Consider the following 17,496-nt stretch of genomic DNA (forward strand, 5'->3'; position numbering starts at 1 on the left):
CCGTCACATGATGCCCGCCCGGACAGCGCGGGCATGAAACCTCACCGAGCTGGGGCGGGACCGGTGAGGGGCCTGGGGGCCGCCCAGCCACCGACCGCCGGCACCCCGGCACCCCGGCACCCCGGCACCCCGGCACCCCGGCACCCCGGCACCCCGGCACCCCGGCACCCCGGCAGCGAAGTCTCCGGTCTCACGGTCCCCCTCTGGTCCCCCTCCGGTCCTCCGATCGCCCGGTCCCGGGGCGGGGTCCCTCACCCCGGAGTGGCGAAAGCCCCCATCCCTCCCCGGGCGGGCAAGGGCCGCCACCCCGCTCCGGGCCTCAGCCCGAGTCCCAGCTGCCGCTGCCGCGCCATTGCCATTGCCACTGCCACAGCCAGTACCGCGCCACTGCCGCTTCCGCTTCCGCTTCCGCTACCGCAAGGTCGGCCCAGCGCCTCACGGCACCCGGCACCCCAGCATCACGCCGTCTCCGGTATCGGAAGCGGGCGCTTCTCGATGGCCGCGGCCATGACCTCGGGGAAGAGGTCGGGCGTGCAGGCGAACGCCGGTGCGCCCAGGGCCGCGAGCGCCGCCGCGTGCTCCCGGTCGTAGGCGGGCGCGCCCTCGTCGGAGAGCGCGAGCAGCGTCACGAACTGCACTCCCGCCGCCTGCATCGCCGCCACCCGCTTCAGCATCTCGTTACGTATCCCGCCCTCGTACAGGTCGCTGATCAGCACCACCACCGTCTCCGCGGGCCGGGTGATCTGGGACTGGCAGTACGCCAGTGCCCGGTTGATGTCCGTGCCGCCGCCGAGCTGGGTACCGAAGAGGACGTCGACCGGATCGTCCAGCTGGTCCGTCAGGTCGACGACAGTCGTGTCGAAGACGACGAGCCGCGTGCTGATGGACCGCATCGAGGCGAGCACGGCGCCGAAGACCGACGCGTAGACGACGGACGCCGCCATCGACCCGGACTGGTCGATGCAGAGGATGACCTCCTTCTTCACGGACTGCGAGGCGCGCCCGTACCCGATGAGCCGCTCGGGGACCACCGTCCGGTACTCCGGCAGGTAGTTCTTGAGGTTGGCCGCGATCGTGCGGTTCCAGTCGATGTCGTGGTGGCGGGGCCGGTTGACGCGGGCGCTGCGGTCGAGGGCGCCGGTGAGGGTGGCCCGGGTACGGGTGGCGAGCCGCTTCTCCAGGTCCTCCACGACCTTCCGCACGACGGCCCGCGCGGTCTCCTTGGTCGTCTCCGGCATCGCCTTGTTCAGGGAGAGCAGGGTGCCGACCAGGTGGACATCGGCCTCCATGGCCTCCAGCATCTCCGGCTCCAGCAGCAGCGTGGACAGGCCGAGCCGGTCGATGGCGTCACGCTGCATGACCTGCACGACGGAGGACGGGAAGTACGTCCGGATGTCCCCCAGCCAGCGCGCGACCGACGGCGCCGACGCCCCGAGCCCCGCCGAGCGTTCCCGCCCCGTCTGCTGCCTGTCCCCCTTGCCGTAGAGCGCGGCGAGCGCCCCGTCCATGGCGGCGTCCCGCCCGGAGAGCGCGCACCCCGTGCCGTCGGCCGCGTCGCCACCGAGTACGAGCCGCCAGCGCCGCAGCCTCTCGTCGACAGCGGACGGGTCGTCCATCCCCTGCGGTCGGCTCGCCGCTCCTGCAGTCGATCGGCTCACCGCTCCTGTCGTCGTGCTCATCCGCCCACCCCCACAAGACCGCCGCCGTCCTTCATCTCCTTCAGCTCCTCGATGCCCTCGACGCCCTCGTCCTCGTCCAGGCCGAGCAGCAGGCGCAGTACCGGCAGTACGGCGTCCGCCCGCTCGAGGTCGGGCTCATCGGCGAAGCCGGGGGCCCCGGACCCGGTGGCCGTCGTGCTGCCGCGCGCCCCGGGCCCGCGCCGCACCAGTTCGCCGAGCGTTCTGCGCACTCCGGGCTCGTACGCCGAGAACGTCCGCCGCAGCAGGGGCAGGACGTCGGTGAACGCCTCCCCCGGCACTCCGGTCAGCCACGCGTCCACCAGCGCGAGCAGCCGCTCGTCGTGCACGAGCAGCATGCCGCCGCCGGCTCCTCCCCCGACGAACCCCTCGATCCACGCGGCCGCGTCGGTCGGCGGAGTCCCCGGCGACAGCACCAGCCCCATGAGCCGAGCCGTTTCGTCCCCCGCCAGCTCCCCGTCGTCCAGCAGCAGTCGTACCGCCCTGCCGCGGATGACACCCGGAACGGTGTCCCGTTGCGAGAGCACTCGGAGAACGGAGTGCCAGCGGGCTCGCAGATCGCCATGGGCCGCCGACACGGCTTCGCCCAGCAGGCCCACCGCTCCGTGGACGGCGTCCACCTGGCGTCTCATCTCTGCCGCGGCGTCCGCGTCGAGCGCGGCGCAGGCGGGCGGAAGACCGACGAAGACCCGCTCGGCGAGACCCGCCGCGACCTCCGCCAGTGCCCGGGTGTCCGTGGCCCGGACATCGCCGTAGCGCAGGGAGCGCACCAGCGCGGGAAGCGCCTGTGCGAGGTGCCCCACGTCCGCGTCCAGTGCCGCACGGTCCGCGAGCACGCGCATCACCGCGGGCAGGGCGTCCGGCAGTTCGGCCAGGAGACAGCTCTCGGCGAGTCCCGTGACGTCCGCGAGCGACTGCGCGGCCACGGCGTCCGCCTCGGCCTTCGCGGTCGCCGCCGACAGCACGGTCGTCCCCCACACGCCTGCCTCGGCGACCCGCACGGACAGCTCCGGTTCCCAGCGCAGCCGCCAGGTCTCCCGGAAGGTGCCCGTGCTGCCGCGGGAGACCGCGGACTCGCCCCACGCGACACCGAGCAGCCGCAGCCGGTGCAGAAGGCGGCTGCGCTCGGCGTCGTTCTCCTTGCGCAGGTCGAGCTCCAGCTCCTTCTCCAGCGCCTCGGGCTTGAGGCGCAGCCGGCGCTGGAGCCGCGCCAGGTCGCGCTGCAACGGCACCGCCGGCGCCGACGCTGGCACCTCGCCCAGCACATCGCCCACGACGAGCCGGTCGTGCACGAGGGCCAGCGGCACGTCCGAGCCCTCGCACATGACCGCCCGTACGGCATCGGTGGTCTCCGTGAGTCCCGGCAAGGGGCGTCCCCGCATCGCCGCCAGAGTCTCGGCGAGCCGCACCGCCTCGATGACGTGCGCGGAGGAGACGATCCGGTCCTCCTGCCGCAGCAGTCCGGCCACCTTGGTCATCCACCGCTCGACCGGACGGTCCGGCACGCCGAAGAGGTGCCCGTACCAGCCCGGCGAGTCGATACCCGCCCCATAGCCGCTGGCCCGGGCCAGCCTGCGGTGCGTCCACGGCACCCAGGTCATGTCGGCCTTCACCTTCGGCAGCCCCTTCAGCAGCGCCCGGTCGGCGGCGACGGTGTGCCTCTCCCTCAGTGCGGGCACGTGCCACGCCCCGCACACCACGGCCACCTCGTCCCCGAACTCCTTCCGCGCGGAACGCACCTGGAGCCGCATGTACGCCTCCCGTACCAGATCACGGTCGTGTCCGCCGGTGCCGTACGTCTCCCGCAGCGCCTCCATGGCCTCCCCGAGGGCCAGGAACGGTGCGAACACGTGCTCGTCCGTCGCCCGGTGCTCGACCACGTCCTCCCACCACCGTTCGGGATCGTCGTAGCCGGCGGCTTCGGCGAGCGCCGCGAGGGGATCCACACGCACGGCCTCGCCGGTCTCCGGCGGCTGAGCACCCGGATCGGAGGTGAGCGCCGGGCCCGCCCCGCCGGGAGGGCCGGACGCTCCGGCCGGTCCGGAAGAGGAGGACATGTCCCCTGCGCCGGCCGGCCCGGTCGGCGCGGCCCCCTCCTTCTCCTTCTCCTCCTCCTTCCCCCACGCCAGAGTGTGCGTCGCCGGGAGGTCGATGAAGCGGGCCGGTACTCCGTGCTCCAGGGCCCAGCGGATCGCCACCCATTCCGGGGAGAACTCGGCGAGCGGCCAGAACGCCGAGCAACCGGGCTCGTCCACCGCGTGGGCGAGAAGGGCGACCGGTGGCCGCATGTCCTCCTCGGCGGCTAGCGGAACCAGTCCGTCCGCCTCCGGTGGCCCTTCGATCAGGACGACCCGGGGGCGCGCCTCGTCCAGCGCGGCCCGCACCGCCCGTGCCGATCCCGGGCCATGGTGCCGTACGCCGAGCAGCAGCGGCCCGTCGTCGTACGCCCGCGCGCGCGATCCTGTCCCGTCGTTACCAGTCATGCGCTGACCTCCCGGCACGCCCGGTAGAAGTCCGTCCACCCGTCGCGTTCGCGGACCACGGCCTCCAGGTACTCCTGCCAGATCACCCGGTCGGCCGCCGGGTCGCGGACGACGGCACCGAGGATGCCGGCGGCCACGTCCGAGGCGCGCAGCACGCCGTCGCCGAAGTGGGCGGCCAGGGCCAGGCCGCTGGTGACGACGGAGATCGCCTCGGCGGTGGACAGCGTGCCGCTGGGCGACTTGATCTTCGTACGGCCGTCGGTCGTCACCCCGTCGCGCAGCTCGCGGAAGACCGTCACCACACGGCGGATCTCGTCGATGCCGTCGGGTGCCGTGGGCAGGTCGAGGGAGCGGCCGATCTGGTCGACGCGGCGCGAGACGATGTCGACCTCGGCGTCGGCGCTCTCCGGCAGCGGCAGCACCACGGTGTTGAAGCGGCGGCGCAGGGCGCTCGACAGGTCGTTCACCCCGCGGTCGCGGTCGTTCGCCGTGGCGATGAGGTTGAAGCCGCGGACGGCCTGCACCTCCTGCCCCAGTTCCGGTATCGGCAGGGTTTTCTCGGACAGGATGGTGATCAGTGTGTCCTGCACGTCCGCCGGGATCCGGGTCAGCTCCTCCACGCGGGCCGTCATGCCCTCGGCCATGGCCCGCATGACCGGGCTCGGGACGAGCGCGTCGCGGCTGGGGCCGTGGGCGAGCAGCTGCGCGTAGTTCCAGCCGTAGCGGATCGCCTCCTCCGGTGTGCCCGCCGTGCCCTGCACGAGCAGTGTCGAGTCGCCGCTGACCGCCGCGGCCAAGTGCTCGGAGACCCAGGTCTTGGCGGTGCCGGGCACGCCGAGCAGGAGCAGGGCGCGGTCGGTGGCGAGGGTGGTGACGGCGACCTCGACGATGCGGCGCGGGCCCACGTACTTCGGGGTGATCACCGTGCCGTCGGGCAGCGTGCCGCCGAGGAGGTACGTGGCCACGGCCCATGGCGAGAGCTTCCAGCGGGCCGGGCGGGGACGGTCGTCCTGCGCGGCCAGCGCGGCGAGTTCGGCGGCGAAGGCGTGCTCGGCGTGCGGGCGCAGCGCCTCGGGCTCCGCTCGTTCCGCGGGCGCGGGCCCGCTCGTGTGTGCGTCCGGGCCCGCGGACGCGTTCGCGGACGCGGACTGGTTGTGGCTGTCGTCGGCGGTCGTCGGGTGCACGGAAACAGGCATGACTGAGTCCCCCTCCAGCTCGGCCGGGTCCGGCCGTCTCGGATCTGGTGTCCACCGTGCACCACGCCACTGACAATGCGTTCTGAGCTGCGGAAACGCCCACGCCGAGGCCGATTGTCAGTGGTGGGTCCTACCGTCGGAGACATGACTCAGCAGGGGGTGCGCTGGACGGCTGAGCAGGTGCTGGCATTGGCGCCTGACGCAGCGTCGCGCAAAGCGGGAAGCAAACTCGGCGCGGCTGGGCCGTGGTCGGATGCGGGGAGTTCTGACGAGGGGACGGTGTGGGGACTGTGCAAGGGCAGTGGCAGCAAGCCGTATCAGACAGTCATCGACGTCGCGGACTCCACCGGGCCCGCGTACAAATGCAGTTGTCCGAGCCGCAAGTTCCCGTGCAAACACGCGCTGGGGCTGCTGTTGCTCTGGGCGGGCGGCGACACCGCGGTGCCGCATGCGCAGGCGCCGGACTGGGCGGAGCAGTGGCTGGCCGGGCGGAGACGGCGCGCCGAGGCCCGGAGGACGACGACGGACGCGGCATCTGGGGCTGCTCCGGCTGACCCGGAGGCGGCACGCCGCAGGGCGGAGCGACGCGCCGAACGGATCACCGCGGGGGCGGCCGAGCTGGAGCAGCGGCTGGCCGACCTGCTGCGGAACGGTCTGGCGGGGGCCGAACAGGCCGGGTACGGACTGTGGGACGAGACGGCGGCCCGCATGGTCGACGCTCAGGCGCCGGGTCTCGCCGCGCGCGTGCGGGAGTTGGGGGCCATACCGGGCTCGGGTGCCGGCTGGCCGGTGCGGCTGCTGGAGGAGTGCGCGCTGCTGCATCTGCTGGACCAGGGCTGGCTGCGGCGTGAGCGCCTGCCGGACGGTCTCGCGGCGACGGTCCGTTCCCGGGTCGGGATGCCGGGCTCGCCGGACGGCCCGCCGGTCCGGGACCGCTGGCTGGCCCTCGCCCAGTACGACACGGCGGACTCCCGGCTCACGACACGACGCATCTGGCTGTACGGCGCCGAGTCGGGCCGTACGGTGCTGCTTCTCTCCTACGGTGCGGCCGGCCGGGCTCCCGAGCTGGCGTTGCCGGTGGGCCTCGCCTTCGATGCGGAGGTGTCGGCGTACCCCGGCTCGGGGCAGCTGCGGGGTGCCCTGGGAGAGCGGCTCTCACCGCCCGAGCCCGCGGCGACACGGCCGCCGGGGGTGACCCCGGCGCAGGCCGCGGTCCGTTACGGCGAGGCCCTGCGCGAGGACCCGTGGCTGGACTCCGTCCCGGTCACCCTGGCCCGGGTGGTCCCGGTCCCGGACGGCGACTCCTGGCAACTGGCGGACGCGGATGGCGATCTGGCGCTGCCTCTCACGGCCTCGGCCCGCTCCCGTCCGGGGCTGTGGCGCCTGGTCGCTCTCTCCGGCGGCGCACCCGTCACCGTCTTCGGAGAGTGCGGCCACCAGGGCTTCACTCCACTGACGGCCTGGCCGGAGAGAGAAGGGGAGGCGGTGGGGCTGTGCTGAGACACGGTCTCGTCCGGAGACGCACGAGCGGCTGACACAAGGGGGCCGGGGCCGGGCCGGGATCGACGCCGGCTCCCACGGCGACGGCTCCGCCCCGCTCCGCCCCGTCACAGCGGCGCCACCGGCGTCCCCACGGTCGACGGCATCGCTCTTCCGCGACCGGCCCAGCTGGCCACCGACATACGGAACGGAAGGACTCTCATGAACGGCACCACGACGTTCCCTGACGCACACGACGGAAGTCCTTGGGAGGAGCTCGTCACCGTGGCGCTGCTGGGGACGGACCGGCGTCCGGTTCCGCGGCTCGCGGCCGGGCAGGAGGCACCCGTGGCGCTGCTGGACGCGGCGGCCGTGGAAACCGTGCGGCGCCGGGCCGGTCTGCGGCCCGCACAGGCGGCGCCGCGGCCGGCGCCCGCCGCTGAGGACACCCGTCCACCGCTGCCTCGCGCCGCCGCGCGCAGGCTGGCGATGCTCCTGGCCGACCGGCCGGGTACGGGCGGCGGGCGCAGAGGCACGGCCCCCGATCTCATGGAACTGCTGCCGCAATGGCTGGCCATGGCCAACGCGCACGGTTTCGCAGCACCGCCCGAAGCCTTGCCCGCGTTGCTGGACGCGGCACGGGGCCGTACGGACCTGCGGCCGGCGGCCCTGACCTTCGCGGGACCGCGTGCGCTGTGGCTGGCCCGGCTGAACCCTGACTGGCGCTTCGCGCTGCGAGCCGCTCCGGGCGGGGGCACCGAGGCTCCGGACCACCAGGACACCGAGCGCGTCCGGCGACTGTGGCAGGAGGGTCTCTTCGCCGAACGCGTCGCTCTCCTGTCGGCGATCCGGGCACGGGAACCGGCGGCTGCACGGGAGTTGCTCGACACCACGTGGACCACTGAGCGGGCCGAGGACCGGCTGATGTTCCTCGACTCGCTGCGCAGCGGGCTCGGAGCCGCGGACGAGCCGTTCCTGGAACGGGCGTTGACGGACCGCAGCCGGAACGTACGCGCCACCGCGGCGGAGTTGCTGTCCGCGCTGCCCGGCTCAGCGCTGGCCGCGCGGATGGCCGACCGTGCCGCGTCGTGTGTCGCGCTCGACCACACACGTGCCGTTCCCGCGATCGTGGTCGAGCCACCGCACGAGTGCGACGCCGACATGGAGCGCGACGGGGTGGTGGCCAAGGCGCCGTCGGGGCGCGGCGAACGATCTTGGTGGCTCGGCCAGTTGGTGGAGGCGGCACCGCTCGGGTCGTGGTCGCGACGGTTCGGCGGACGTACGCCGGAGGAGATCGTGGCGTTGCCCGTGGCGGACGACTGGCAGGGAGAACTGCACGCCGCGTGGTGCCGGGCGGCGGTACGCCAGCGGGACGGCGGCTGGTCCAGAGCCCTGCTGGGAGTGCCCTCACTGCCGGAGGCCGCCGGGCCCGGGGCCGTGTCACTGGCCGAGCGGGCCAAGCTCCTGGCGACCCTGGGCGCGCACGAGCGGGCCGAGTGGGTGGCGGGGTTCATCGCGACGCACGGTCTGTCGGAGGCGTTCCAGTTGCTCGGCGTCTGCGCGGTGCCGTGGTCACCCGCCCTGGGACGCGCGGTGGTGGACGCACTCAACATCGCCCGCGACGCGGGCAGTTATCCCTGGAGTTTCAGCGGGGTGATGGGACTCGCCGAGCGGTGCCTGGACCCCTCGGAAGCCGAACGGCTGAACGCGCTCACGGCCACACCGGAGGAGGCGGAGGACGCGTCCCCGGGTTCAGGAGGGTACTGGGCGGAGGCGTTCCAGCGACTCGTCACCACGTTGCGCCTGCGCGCCGCCATGCGCGAGGAGCTGGCCTCGCCATGAGCTGGCGACACGCGCCGTACCGACGGCTGCCGGAAGCACTGTCACCGCGTGTCACCGGCGGCTCGGGCCCCTGCACCCGCGCCGCCGGACACCGACGTACCGAACCACCGGCGGCTCACCGCGCCGGGGCGGCTGTGCCTCCAGGGAACCAGCGGCTACGCGCCCGCGGGCTGGTGGACGTTCGCCCGCACCCAGTCCACGATCGACGCGGTCGTGGCACCGGGAGTGAAGATCTCGGCGACACCCTTCTCCTTGAGAGGCGGGATGTCGGCCTCGGGGATGATGCCGCCGCCGAAGACCTTGATGTCCTCGGCGTCCCGCTCCTTGAGGAGATCGATGACGGCCGCGAAGAGCGTGTTGTGGGCGCCGGACAGGATGGAGAGACCGATCGCGTCGGCGTCCTCCTGGATCGCGGTGTCGACGATCTGCTCCGGCGTCTGGTGGAGGCCGGTGTAGATGACCTCCATACCGGCGTCACGCAGCGCACGTGCGATCACCTTGGCCCCGCGATCATGACCGTCGAGCCCCGGCTTGGCCACCACCACGCGGATCGGACCGGCTGCCACACCCATCACTGCCTCCATGAAACGACTGCACCGGCCCGTACCGGCGCCCACCGCACCGGATGCGTCGCGGGCACGGGCTCCCCGTACCGCACGGCCGAGGAAGTGAACGAACGTTATCGCCAGCATCCCGTAACCGGCAGTTTCACGGCGGAGAGCGAGGGGGAAATCACACGTGGGACACGTTCGCCGCGTACCGTTCCGAGTTCCCGCGGCACACGCGTCGCGGCAGTCGACGGCATACGTGCCGCACGGGCCCGCGACTCGGGCGCCACGACCGGAGGGTGCGCACGGAGAGCCGCCACGAGGTGGCCGCACCACCGCACCGCCGGCGGGAGGCGCCAGTGGTGGTGCACTTCGGCGATGGCACGAGCACGAAAGCGGGGACCCACTTTCGCCCGGTGGCGGGGCAGGCCTTTGCCGTGAGAACGGCGAGGCGCCGCATCGCCGACGGGGCAAGGGCCGTCGTCGCGTCACCGACGCACCACGCGTCGCACACGCCGCACTCGCACCGTCGCCCACCTCCGACACGGTTCACCACGAGTGCACACGGGGGACAGAGGAGTCCTCCCGCGTGCCGACGGGAGGTCGGCCATGAAGGTCACCCGGGCAGTGATGCCCTTTCTGCCGCTCAGTCAGCACCGCTTACCCGGCTTCCCCGGCCTTCCCCAGTTCCCCGGCAGACTCGCGGGTCTCTCGGTGGCCCTGCTGAAGGCGACCGCGCTGGAGTTCGCGATCCTCGCGGGCCATCTGCTCCTGTATCCGTCCGGGATCACCCAGGAGCGCCGGCCGGTCCCCACGCCCCTCCCGTCCGGCACCGCTCCGCTGCCGACCGAGGCCAAGCCCCCGGTCGTCCTGCTCCACGGCTTCATAGACAACCGCTCCGTCTTCGTCCTGCTGCGCCGTTCCCTGGCACAGCACGGCCGCCGCCAGATCGAGTCGCTCAACTACTCCCCTCTCACCTGTGACATCCGTACCGCCGCGGAGCTGCTCGGCCGGCACATAGCGGACATCTGCGAGCGTACGGGCCACGAGCGGGTGGACATCGTGGGACACAGCCTGGGCGGTCTGATAGCGCGGTACTACGTGCAGCGGCTCGGCGGCGACCTGCACGTCCGGACACTCGTCACGCTCGGCACCCCGCACGGGGGTACCCGTGTGGCCCCCCTGGCGAACGCCCACCCGATCGTCCGGCAGATGCGGCCGGGCTCCGCCGTGCTGGAGGAACTGCGGGAGCCGGCCCCCGGCTGCCGTACGCACTTCGTGGCCTTCTGGAGCGACCTGGACCATCTGATGGACCCCCTGGAGACCGCGTCCATCGGCCACCCGGATCTGATGGTGCAGAACGTCCGGGTGAGCGGCATCGGGCATCTCGCCCTGCCCGTCCACCCCGCCGTGGCCACCGGTGTACGGCAGGCACTCGACCTCGACCAGGCGTCCGGCGCATCGGCCGACGGGGCCGCCCGGAAGACGGGAACCGGCACGGAAGGCCTGACCGTGGCGTGATCGCCGCAGGCCGGCGGGGCCCGAGCCGCTCCGGTGGCACCACGGTCGGCCCGCCCGGGCAGCCGACCGCTCGGGCAACGCCGAGGTCGGCGTTCGAGGGACCCGCGAGCTCGCTCCCTCTCAGCCTCCTGACAGTCGACTCACAGCAACAAGTTTTCGAACGTGCGTCGAACGCAAGGCCAAAGCTGTGTACGCAGAGCACCGAAAGACGCTCGAATGCCCGTTTCCTGGAGGCACGAAACCCGTTGAAGATTGTCGCGCCCGCATACCGCCGGGTACAGTCGCCGCACTGCTCTGCCAGCCCCTGTTGTCGAGGCGAAAGAGAAGTTGGTGAACGACCGTCACCCGTCGGGGACAGCGACAACCCCGGCTCCGGCTTCCGATGCGGCCTCGGCGCCCTACGCGTCGTACGGCCATCAGGAAGCCTCGTACGGCGAGTTCACCACGTACGGTGGCTATAACGCCACGGATTACGACACCGGCCACCACGCGACGGCCACCACACCGGGCGCCTTCGAAGCCGGGACGTTCGAGACCGGGACGTTCGACACCGCGGCCTACGGAACCGACCCCCTCTTCGGCACCATGCCGGGCAGCGGCGCGACGGGTTCGTACGACGCCTCGCAGTGGTCGACCGGAAGCCACCAGACGCTGAGCCACGATCCGTACGCCGTTCCGCACCAGACCGGATACGACACGGGCAGCTACGACAGCACCGGCTGGACCACCGGTTACGAGCACCTCGGTGAGATTCCCGCACAGACACCGGGCCCCGAGGCGACCGGGCAGTGGAACACGCAAGGCTGGTTGCAGGCCGACCAGCTCGGCCAGGCGGGCGAGCTGGGACAGCCCGGCCAGACCCAGCAGTGGGCGGGCGCACACCTCTTCGACACGGGCGCGTACGACGCGACCCAGTGGAACAGCGACGGCACACACGCCTCCGGACCCTACGAACACCCCTCCGCCGAGACGCTTCCGCCGGACCACTCCTCTCCCGACACCGTCGATCAGCAGGCCACCGCGACCTTCGAGCCGGTCGGCCCCTACGGTCACGGGCAACCGGATGCCCCGGAGGGTGACTTCGACGGGGCGGACGGCTTCGACACGCCCGCCGACGGCTTCCCCGTACCGCCGGAGGACGAGGCGGACATCGAGCCGGCCTCGGTCGCCGACTCCGGCCGGGCGGCGACCCGGGCCGCCGGGCGCTCGCGCCGTCGTGGCCCGGCGCGGCGTTCCGCTCCGGCGAAGCGTTCCGCCTTGCTGACCGTCGCCGTGCCGTCGGCCTGCGTCATGGGTGTCGCGGGGATCGCCGCCGCCTCCGTGGGCGTGGGCGGTGACGACGGCAAGGAGACGACGGCCACCGCCTCGGACGCGACCGCGGTGAAGCCGTCCACCGTCAACAACAAGCTCGACACCCAGTTGGAGAGCCTCTCCGCCGGGGCCGACGACTTCGCCGACCGGGCGAGCCGTACCCAGGAACGCATCGATCTCAAGGCCCAGCAGGAGGCCGAGCAGAAGCGCGCGGCGGAGGAGGCGGCCCGCAAGGAGCGGCTGCGCCCGAAGTTCGCACTGCCGGTCTCGCAGCACGGCCTCAGCGCGTACTACGGACAGTCCGGCATCAACTGGATGTCCCTGCACACCGGCATCGACTTCCCGGTGTCGTACGGGACGCCGGTCATGGCGGCGACCGACGGAACCGTACGCACGCAGTGGAACAGCGCGTACGGCAACATGGTGATCGTCACCGCCAAGGACGGCACGGAGACGTGGTACTGCCACCTGTCCACGTACAAGGTCGCCTCGGGGACGGCGGTGAAGGCGGGCGACGCGATCGCCTACTCCGGCAATTCGGGCAACTCGACCGGTCCCCATCTGCACTTCGAGGTGCGGCCCGGAGGCGGCTCGGCGATAGACCCGCTGGCCTGGTTCCGCAGCCATGGACTCGACCCGTCGTGACGCGTGAGGCGTGACGCGTGAGGCGTGAAGCGTGACGCCTAAGCCGTAGGGGGAGGCCAGGGCCCGTTGAGCGGGTCCCGGCCTCCCCCTACGGTCTTGTCGCCCCGTACGGACACTCCGTCCCTAGAGCTTCTCCACCGGCGCGTACCGCAGCAGCAGGCGCTTCGGCTTGGTGTCCCCGAAGTCGATCGTCGCTTCGGCGTTCGCCCCCGTGCCCTTGACCCCGACGACGGTGCCGAGGCCGAACTGGTCGTGGGTCACCCGGTCACCGACCGACAGGGCCACCACCGGCTTCTCGGTGGCCCGGCGCGTCGCGAAACCGGACGCGCCCGACGCCGACGAGCGGGAACGGGACGACGACAGGGACGCCGCGATGCCCGACACCGGTCCGGCGGCGGGGCCGGTCCCGCCCGTGCGCTTCCATTCCAGGTGCGCCGCCGGGATCTCCTCCAGGAAACGGGACGGCGGGTTGTACGAGGGCTGGCCCCAGGCGCTGCGCAGAGTCGAGCGGGTCAGGTAGAGCCGCTCCCGCGCGCGTGTGATGCCCACGTACGCGAGCCGGCGCTCCTCCTCCAGTTCCTTGGTCTGGCCGAGGGCGCGCATGTGCGGGAAGACGCCGTCCTCCATGCCGGTGAGGAAGACGACCGGGAACTCCAGGCCCTTGGCGGTGTGCAGGGTCATCAGTGTGATGACGCCCGAGCCGTCCTCGTCCTCGTCGGGGATCTGGTCGGAGTCGGCGACCAGCGCGACCTGCTCCAGGAAGTCGGCCAGCGACACCGGCGCCCCTTCCTGCCCGCCGGACTCCCCGCGCTCCTGCTCGAACTCCAGTGCCACGGCGGCGAGCTCCTGGAGGTTCTCGATACGGGTCTCGTCCTGCGGGTCGGTCGACGCCTGCAGCTCGGCCAGGTAACCGGTCCGTTCGAGGATGGCTTCGAGGACGGTCGCCGGGCCCGCGCCGGACTCGACGATCGTGCGCAGCTCCTCCATCAGCGTGTTGAACCGCTTGACGGCGTTCGTGGAGCGCGCGGCCATGCCGTAGGCCTCGTCCACACGCCGCAGCGCCTGCGGGAAGCTGATCTTCTCGCGCTGGGCGAGGGCGTCGATCATGGCCTCGGCCCGCTCGCCGATGCCGCGCTTGGGGACGTTCAGGATGCGGCGCAGGGGGACCGAGTCCTCCGGGTTGGCCAGGACCCGCAGGTAGGCGAGGACGTCCCGGACCTCCTTGCGCTCGTAGAAGCGGACGCCGCCTACGACCTTGTAGGGCAGACCGACGCGGATGAAGATCTCTTCGAAGACACGGGACTGGGCGTTCGTACGGTAGAAGACCGCCACGTCGCCGGCCTTGGCCTCGCCCGCGTCCGTCAGGCGGTCTATCTCGTCGGCGACGAACTGCGCCTCGTCGTGCTCCGTGTCGGCGACGTAGCCGGTGATCCGGGCGCCCTCGCCGGCGTTGGTCCACAGGTTCTTGGGGCGGCGGGACTCGTTGCGCTCGATGACCGCGTTGGCCGCGGAGAGGATCGTCTGGGTGGAGCGGTAGTTCTGCTCCAGCAGGATCGTCGTCGCGTTCGGGTAGTCCTCCTCGAACTGGAGGATGTTGCGGATGGTGGCACCGCGGAAGGCGTAGATCGACTGGTCCGCGTCGCCCACGACGCACAGCTCGGCGGGCTCCTGCCCCGGACCGTCCTGCTCGCTCCCGCCGGCGGGACCGACCAGCTCGCGCACGAGGGCGTACTGCGCGTGGTTCGTGTCCTGGTACTCGTCCACGAGGACGTGGCGGAAGCGGCGGCGGTAGTGCTCGGCGACGTCCGGGAAGGCGCGCAGCAGATTGACCGTCGTCATGATCAGGTCGTCGAAGTCGAGCGCGTTGGCCTCGCGCAGGCGCGACTGGTAGAGCGCGTACGCCTGGGCGAGGGTCTTCTCGAAGCCGTCGGCGGCCTGGGCGGCGAAGTCCTCCTCGTCGATCAGCTCGTTCTTCAGGTTGGAGATCTTGGCGCTGAAGGACTTCGGCGGGAAGCGCTTGGGGTCGAGGTCCAGGTCACGGCAGACCAGGGCCATCAGCCGCTTGCTGTCGGCGGCGTCGTAGATCGAGAACGACGACGTGAAGCCGAGCTTCTTGCTCTCGCGCCGCAGAATCCGTACGCACGCGCTGTGGAAGGTCATCACCCACATCGCGCTCGCCCGCGGGCCGACGAGCTGCTCGACGCGCTCCTTCATCTCGCCCGCGGCCTTGTTGGTGAACGTGATCGCGAGGATCTGGCCGGGGTGGGCGCCCCGCGCGGACAGCAGGTGTGCGATGCGGTGCGTGAGGACGCGGGTCTTGCCGGAGCCGGCACCCGCCACGATGAGCAGGGGGGAGCCGGAGTGGACGACCGCCGCGCGCTGGTTGTCGTTCAGCCCCTCCAGCAGGGCCGCCGGGTCGATGGCGGGCCGGGGGGCGCCGTCGCGGTAGTACGGGTCCCGGTCCGGCGGCACGTCGAACTTCCCGCCGAACAGATCGTCCGGAACCGGCTCCGGTACGTGATCGTCCTCGGGGGGCGGCGGGAGCTCCTCCTCAGAGGCCCGCGGGGCCTGGAGGTCCGCCAGGAAGCTGTCGTCAAAGAGGCTGCTCATCGCTCTACGAGTCTAGGCTGCCCCACCGACAATGAGGGCCGACCCGGGAAACCGGGGGCACGGACCGCTTTCTTGATCTTGTGATACGAGGACCACGCCGACGCCGGACGCGAGGCCGCCCCTGAGGTCACGAAAATGTATCGGACATATCGAACAGCAATCTTCACAGGAGCCACACGCCTTGGCTAGCGTGCTGAACGGCCGCCCGACCCAACCGGCGAACACGCCGGGCCGGGCAGCCTCCGCCGAGTCCGGCGTGCCCTCGTGGAGGCCGGAGCCGGGGACCCGCCGGCCTTGGGGTGAAGCGGTCCGGCTGCCGTCACTGCCGTACACGGCACGGACCGTAGGGCACACAGGGCACACCTTCCGCATCCAGCGCCCGAACTCTTCCCCAGAGCCTGAAGGGCCCGGGAGGGGCCCCACCGCTGACCCGGTAGGCGGACGACGGAAGGAGTCGCCTCCCCATGGCGCCGCACCGAAAGCCGCGTCCTGCCCGGACGCGCACAGGCATACGGACCCCCGCCCTCGCGACGGCGGCCCTGACCTCTGTGGCCCTGCTCTCCCAGACGGCGAACGCCGCACCGTCGGCCGACGACCGGCCGAGCCTCGAAGAGGTCGAGAAGAAGGTCGGCGACCTCTACCGCCAGGCCGAGTCGGCGACCGAGAAATACAACGCGGCCAAGGAGAAGACGGCCGGCCAGAAGGAACGTGTCGACGCCCTCCTCGACGACATCGCCGAGCGCACGGAGAAGCTCAACGAGGCACGGGAGCAGCTGGGCTCCTTCGCGGCCGCCCAGTACCGCACGGGCTCGGCCGGCCTGGGCGCTGCCTCCCTGCTGCTGGCCGACGACCCGCAGGACTACTTCGACCAGCAGCAGCTGACGGACCGCCTCACCGCCCGCCAGAAGAGCGTGGTCGACGACTACATCGACCAGCAGGCCGAGACGGCGCAGAAGCGCCAGGAGGCCACCGCGACCCTCGAGACGCTCACAGAGTCGCAGGACACGCTGAAGTCGTCCAAGGCGAAAGTGCAGGCCAAGCTCACGGAGGCGCGCGAGCTGCTGTCGCAGCTGACCGCCGAGGAGAAGGCCCGGCTGGCCGCGATCGAGAAGGAGAAGCGGGAGGCAGCCGAGCGCGAGGCGGCGGAGCTGGCCCGCCGGCAGGCCGCCGCGGCCGAGCAGGAGACCGCTCCGGACGGGACCGCGTCGCAGGGAACCGCCACAGGCAGCGCCCCGGACTCCGGCTCCGGCGCCACCACCACTGCCGAGGACTCCTCCTACACGGCCAAGGCCGCCAAGGCCCTGGCCTTCGCCCGCACCCAGATCGGCAAGCCGTACGTGTGGGGCGCGACCGGACCCGGCTCCTACGACTGCTCAGGTCTCACCCAGGCCGCCTGGAAGGCCGCGGGCGTCGACCTCCCGCGGACGACGTACGACCAGGTCGAGGCGGGGACGACGGTCTCCCTCGCCGACATCCGACCTGGCGACCTGGTGTTCTTCTACGACGACATCACCCATGTCGGCCTCTACATCGGCAACGGCATGATGATCCACGCGCCCAAGCCGGGAACGTACGTCCGCGAGGAGTCGATCTTCTACGACGGGGAGTCGTCGATCCACAGCGTGGTGCGCCCGGCATGACCCGATGCGGGCCGTGTTCCGGCCCGCCCGCCCGCCCGGGACCTGTGCGGCCGGTTCAGCCCCGACGGCCGCCCGCTCAGGTCCAGAGGACCGCGATGAAGATGTTCGCCGTGGTGAGGGCGCCCACCAGCCCGAACAGTCCCTTGTCGACCTTCTCCTCGTCGCGCTTCACGTACACGAGCCCGAGAATCACGACCAGCAGGGCCAGCTTCACACCGATCTTGATGTTGTTGACGCTCTGGTCGTCGGCCTGGTTGAGGCCGACCAGGACGACGCCGGTGACGAGCATCGTCAGTGCGCCGTGCAGCATCCCGGGGACGAAACGGGCCGTGCCCTGGCCCATCGCCTTCATCTGGGTGAGAAAACCGCCGAGGAGGGCGGCGATACCGACGATGTGCAGGGCGACGAAGAGATGGATGAGTACGTCCATGGGGCCGGAGCCTAACCCTGCTCCCGTCCACCACCGGACACCGGCCCCGCGACTGTCCTTACGTGCACGTCCATGCCCCCATAGCACCCCGCGC

General features: G+C 71.9%; 11 protein-coding genes. 5 read left to right on the forward strand and 6 right to left on the reverse strand.

The features are described from left to right. Positions 1-458 precede the first annotated feature (458 nt). From IE242_RS04230 to IE242_RS04240, 3 genes are read right to left on the reverse strand one after another with little or no spacing between them, the layout of a single operon-like run. Entirely contained in the window at positions 459-1,616 is a 1,158-nt protein-coding gene (locus IE242_RS04230) for a VWA domain-containing protein (RefSeq protein ID WP_189856396.1), read from the reverse strand. A gap of 59 nt (positions 1,617-1,675) precedes the next feature. Next, positions 1,676-4,180 (reverse strand): DUF5682 family protein, encoded by a 2,505-nt coding sequence (locus IE242_RS04235; protein ID WP_189855374.1) that lies wholly within the window; start codon positions 4,178-4,180, stop codon positions 1,676-1,678. Next, a complete protein-coding gene (locus IE242_RS04240) occupies positions 4,177-5,376 on the reverse strand; it encodes an ATP-binding protein (RefSeq protein ID WP_189855376.1) in 1,200 nt (399 codons plus the stop codon). The genes IE242_RS04235 and IE242_RS04240 overlap by 4 nt, the downstream gene beginning before the upstream one ends. A gap of 144 nt (positions 5,377-5,520) precedes the next feature. On the opposite strand from IE242_RS04240, the gene IE242_RS04245 reads away from it, so the two are divergent. Both IE242_RS04245 and IE242_RS04250 read left to right on the forward strand, forming a co-directional pair. Then, complete coding sequence (locus tag IE242_RS04245; protein WP_189855378.1) at positions 5,521-6,876, forward strand: SWIM zinc finger family protein; 1,356 nt, start codon at positions 5,521-5,523, stop codon at positions 6,874-6,876. A gap of 201 nt (positions 6,877-7,077) precedes the next feature. Beyond that, positions 7,078-8,697 carry a DUF5691 domain-containing protein gene (locus IE242_RS04250; RefSeq protein WP_189855380.1) on the forward strand — a complete coding sequence of 540 codons (1,620 nt, stop codon included), beginning with the start codon at positions 7,078-7,080 and terminating at the stop codon, positions 8,695-8,697. Positions 8,698-8,852: 155 nt separating this feature from the next. Here the strand turns inward: IE242_RS04250 and icmB are convergent, their stop codons facing one another. Then, the gene (gene icmB, locus IE242_RS04255; protein WP_189855382.1) at positions 8,853-9,269 is read right to left on the reverse strand and encodes a coenzyme B12-dependent isobutyryl CoA mutase small subunit; all 417 of its coding nucleotides are present in this window, start codon (positions 9,267-9,269) and stop codon (positions 8,853-8,855) included. 585 nt (positions 9,270-9,854) lie between these two features. Between icmB and IE242_RS04260 the strand changes: the two genes are divergently transcribed. Together IE242_RS04260 and IE242_RS04265 are read left to right on the forward strand one after the other, a co-directional pair. Beyond that, positions 9,855-10,766 (forward strand): esterase/lipase family protein, encoded by a 912-nt coding sequence (locus IE242_RS04260; protein WP_189855384.1) that lies wholly within the window; start codon positions 9,855-9,857, stop codon positions 10,764-10,766. Positions 10,767-11,096: 330 nt separating this feature from the next. Next, on the forward strand, positions 11,097-12,722 hold the full coding sequence (locus IE242_RS04265; RefSeq protein ID WP_189855386.1) for a M23 family metallopeptidase: 1,626 nt from the start codon (positions 11,097-11,099) through the stop codon (positions 12,720-12,722). A gap of 123 nt (positions 12,723-12,845) precedes the next feature. Here IE242_RS04265 and pcrA read toward each other — a convergent pair whose 3' ends face one another. Beyond that, positions 12,846-15,332, reverse strand: coding sequence for a DNA helicase PcrA (gene pcrA, locus IE242_RS04270; protein WP_189855388.1), 2,487 nt, complete (start codon positions 15,330-15,332; stop codon positions 12,846-12,848). Between the two features lie 464 nt (positions 15,333-15,796). On the opposite strand from pcrA, the gene IE242_RS04275 reads away from it, so the two are divergent. Further along, positions 15,797-16,972, forward strand: coding sequence for a C40 family peptidase (locus IE242_RS04275; protein WP_189855390.1), 1,176 nt, complete (start codon positions 15,797-15,799; stop codon positions 16,970-16,972). Between the two features lie 76 nt (positions 16,973-17,048). Here the strand turns inward: IE242_RS04275 and IE242_RS04280 are convergent, their stop codons facing one another. Next, complete coding sequence (locus IE242_RS04280; protein ID WP_189855392.1) at positions 17,049-17,402, reverse strand: hypothetical protein; 354 nt, start codon at positions 17,400-17,402, stop codon at positions 17,049-17,051. Between the last annotated feature and the right edge of the window lie 94 nt (positions 17,403-17,496).

Source organism: Streptomyces poonensis, assembly GCF_014650915.1.
Taxonomy (GTDB): domain Bacteria; phylum Actinomycetota; class Actinomycetes; order Streptomycetales; family Streptomycetaceae; genus Streptomyces; species Streptomyces poonensis.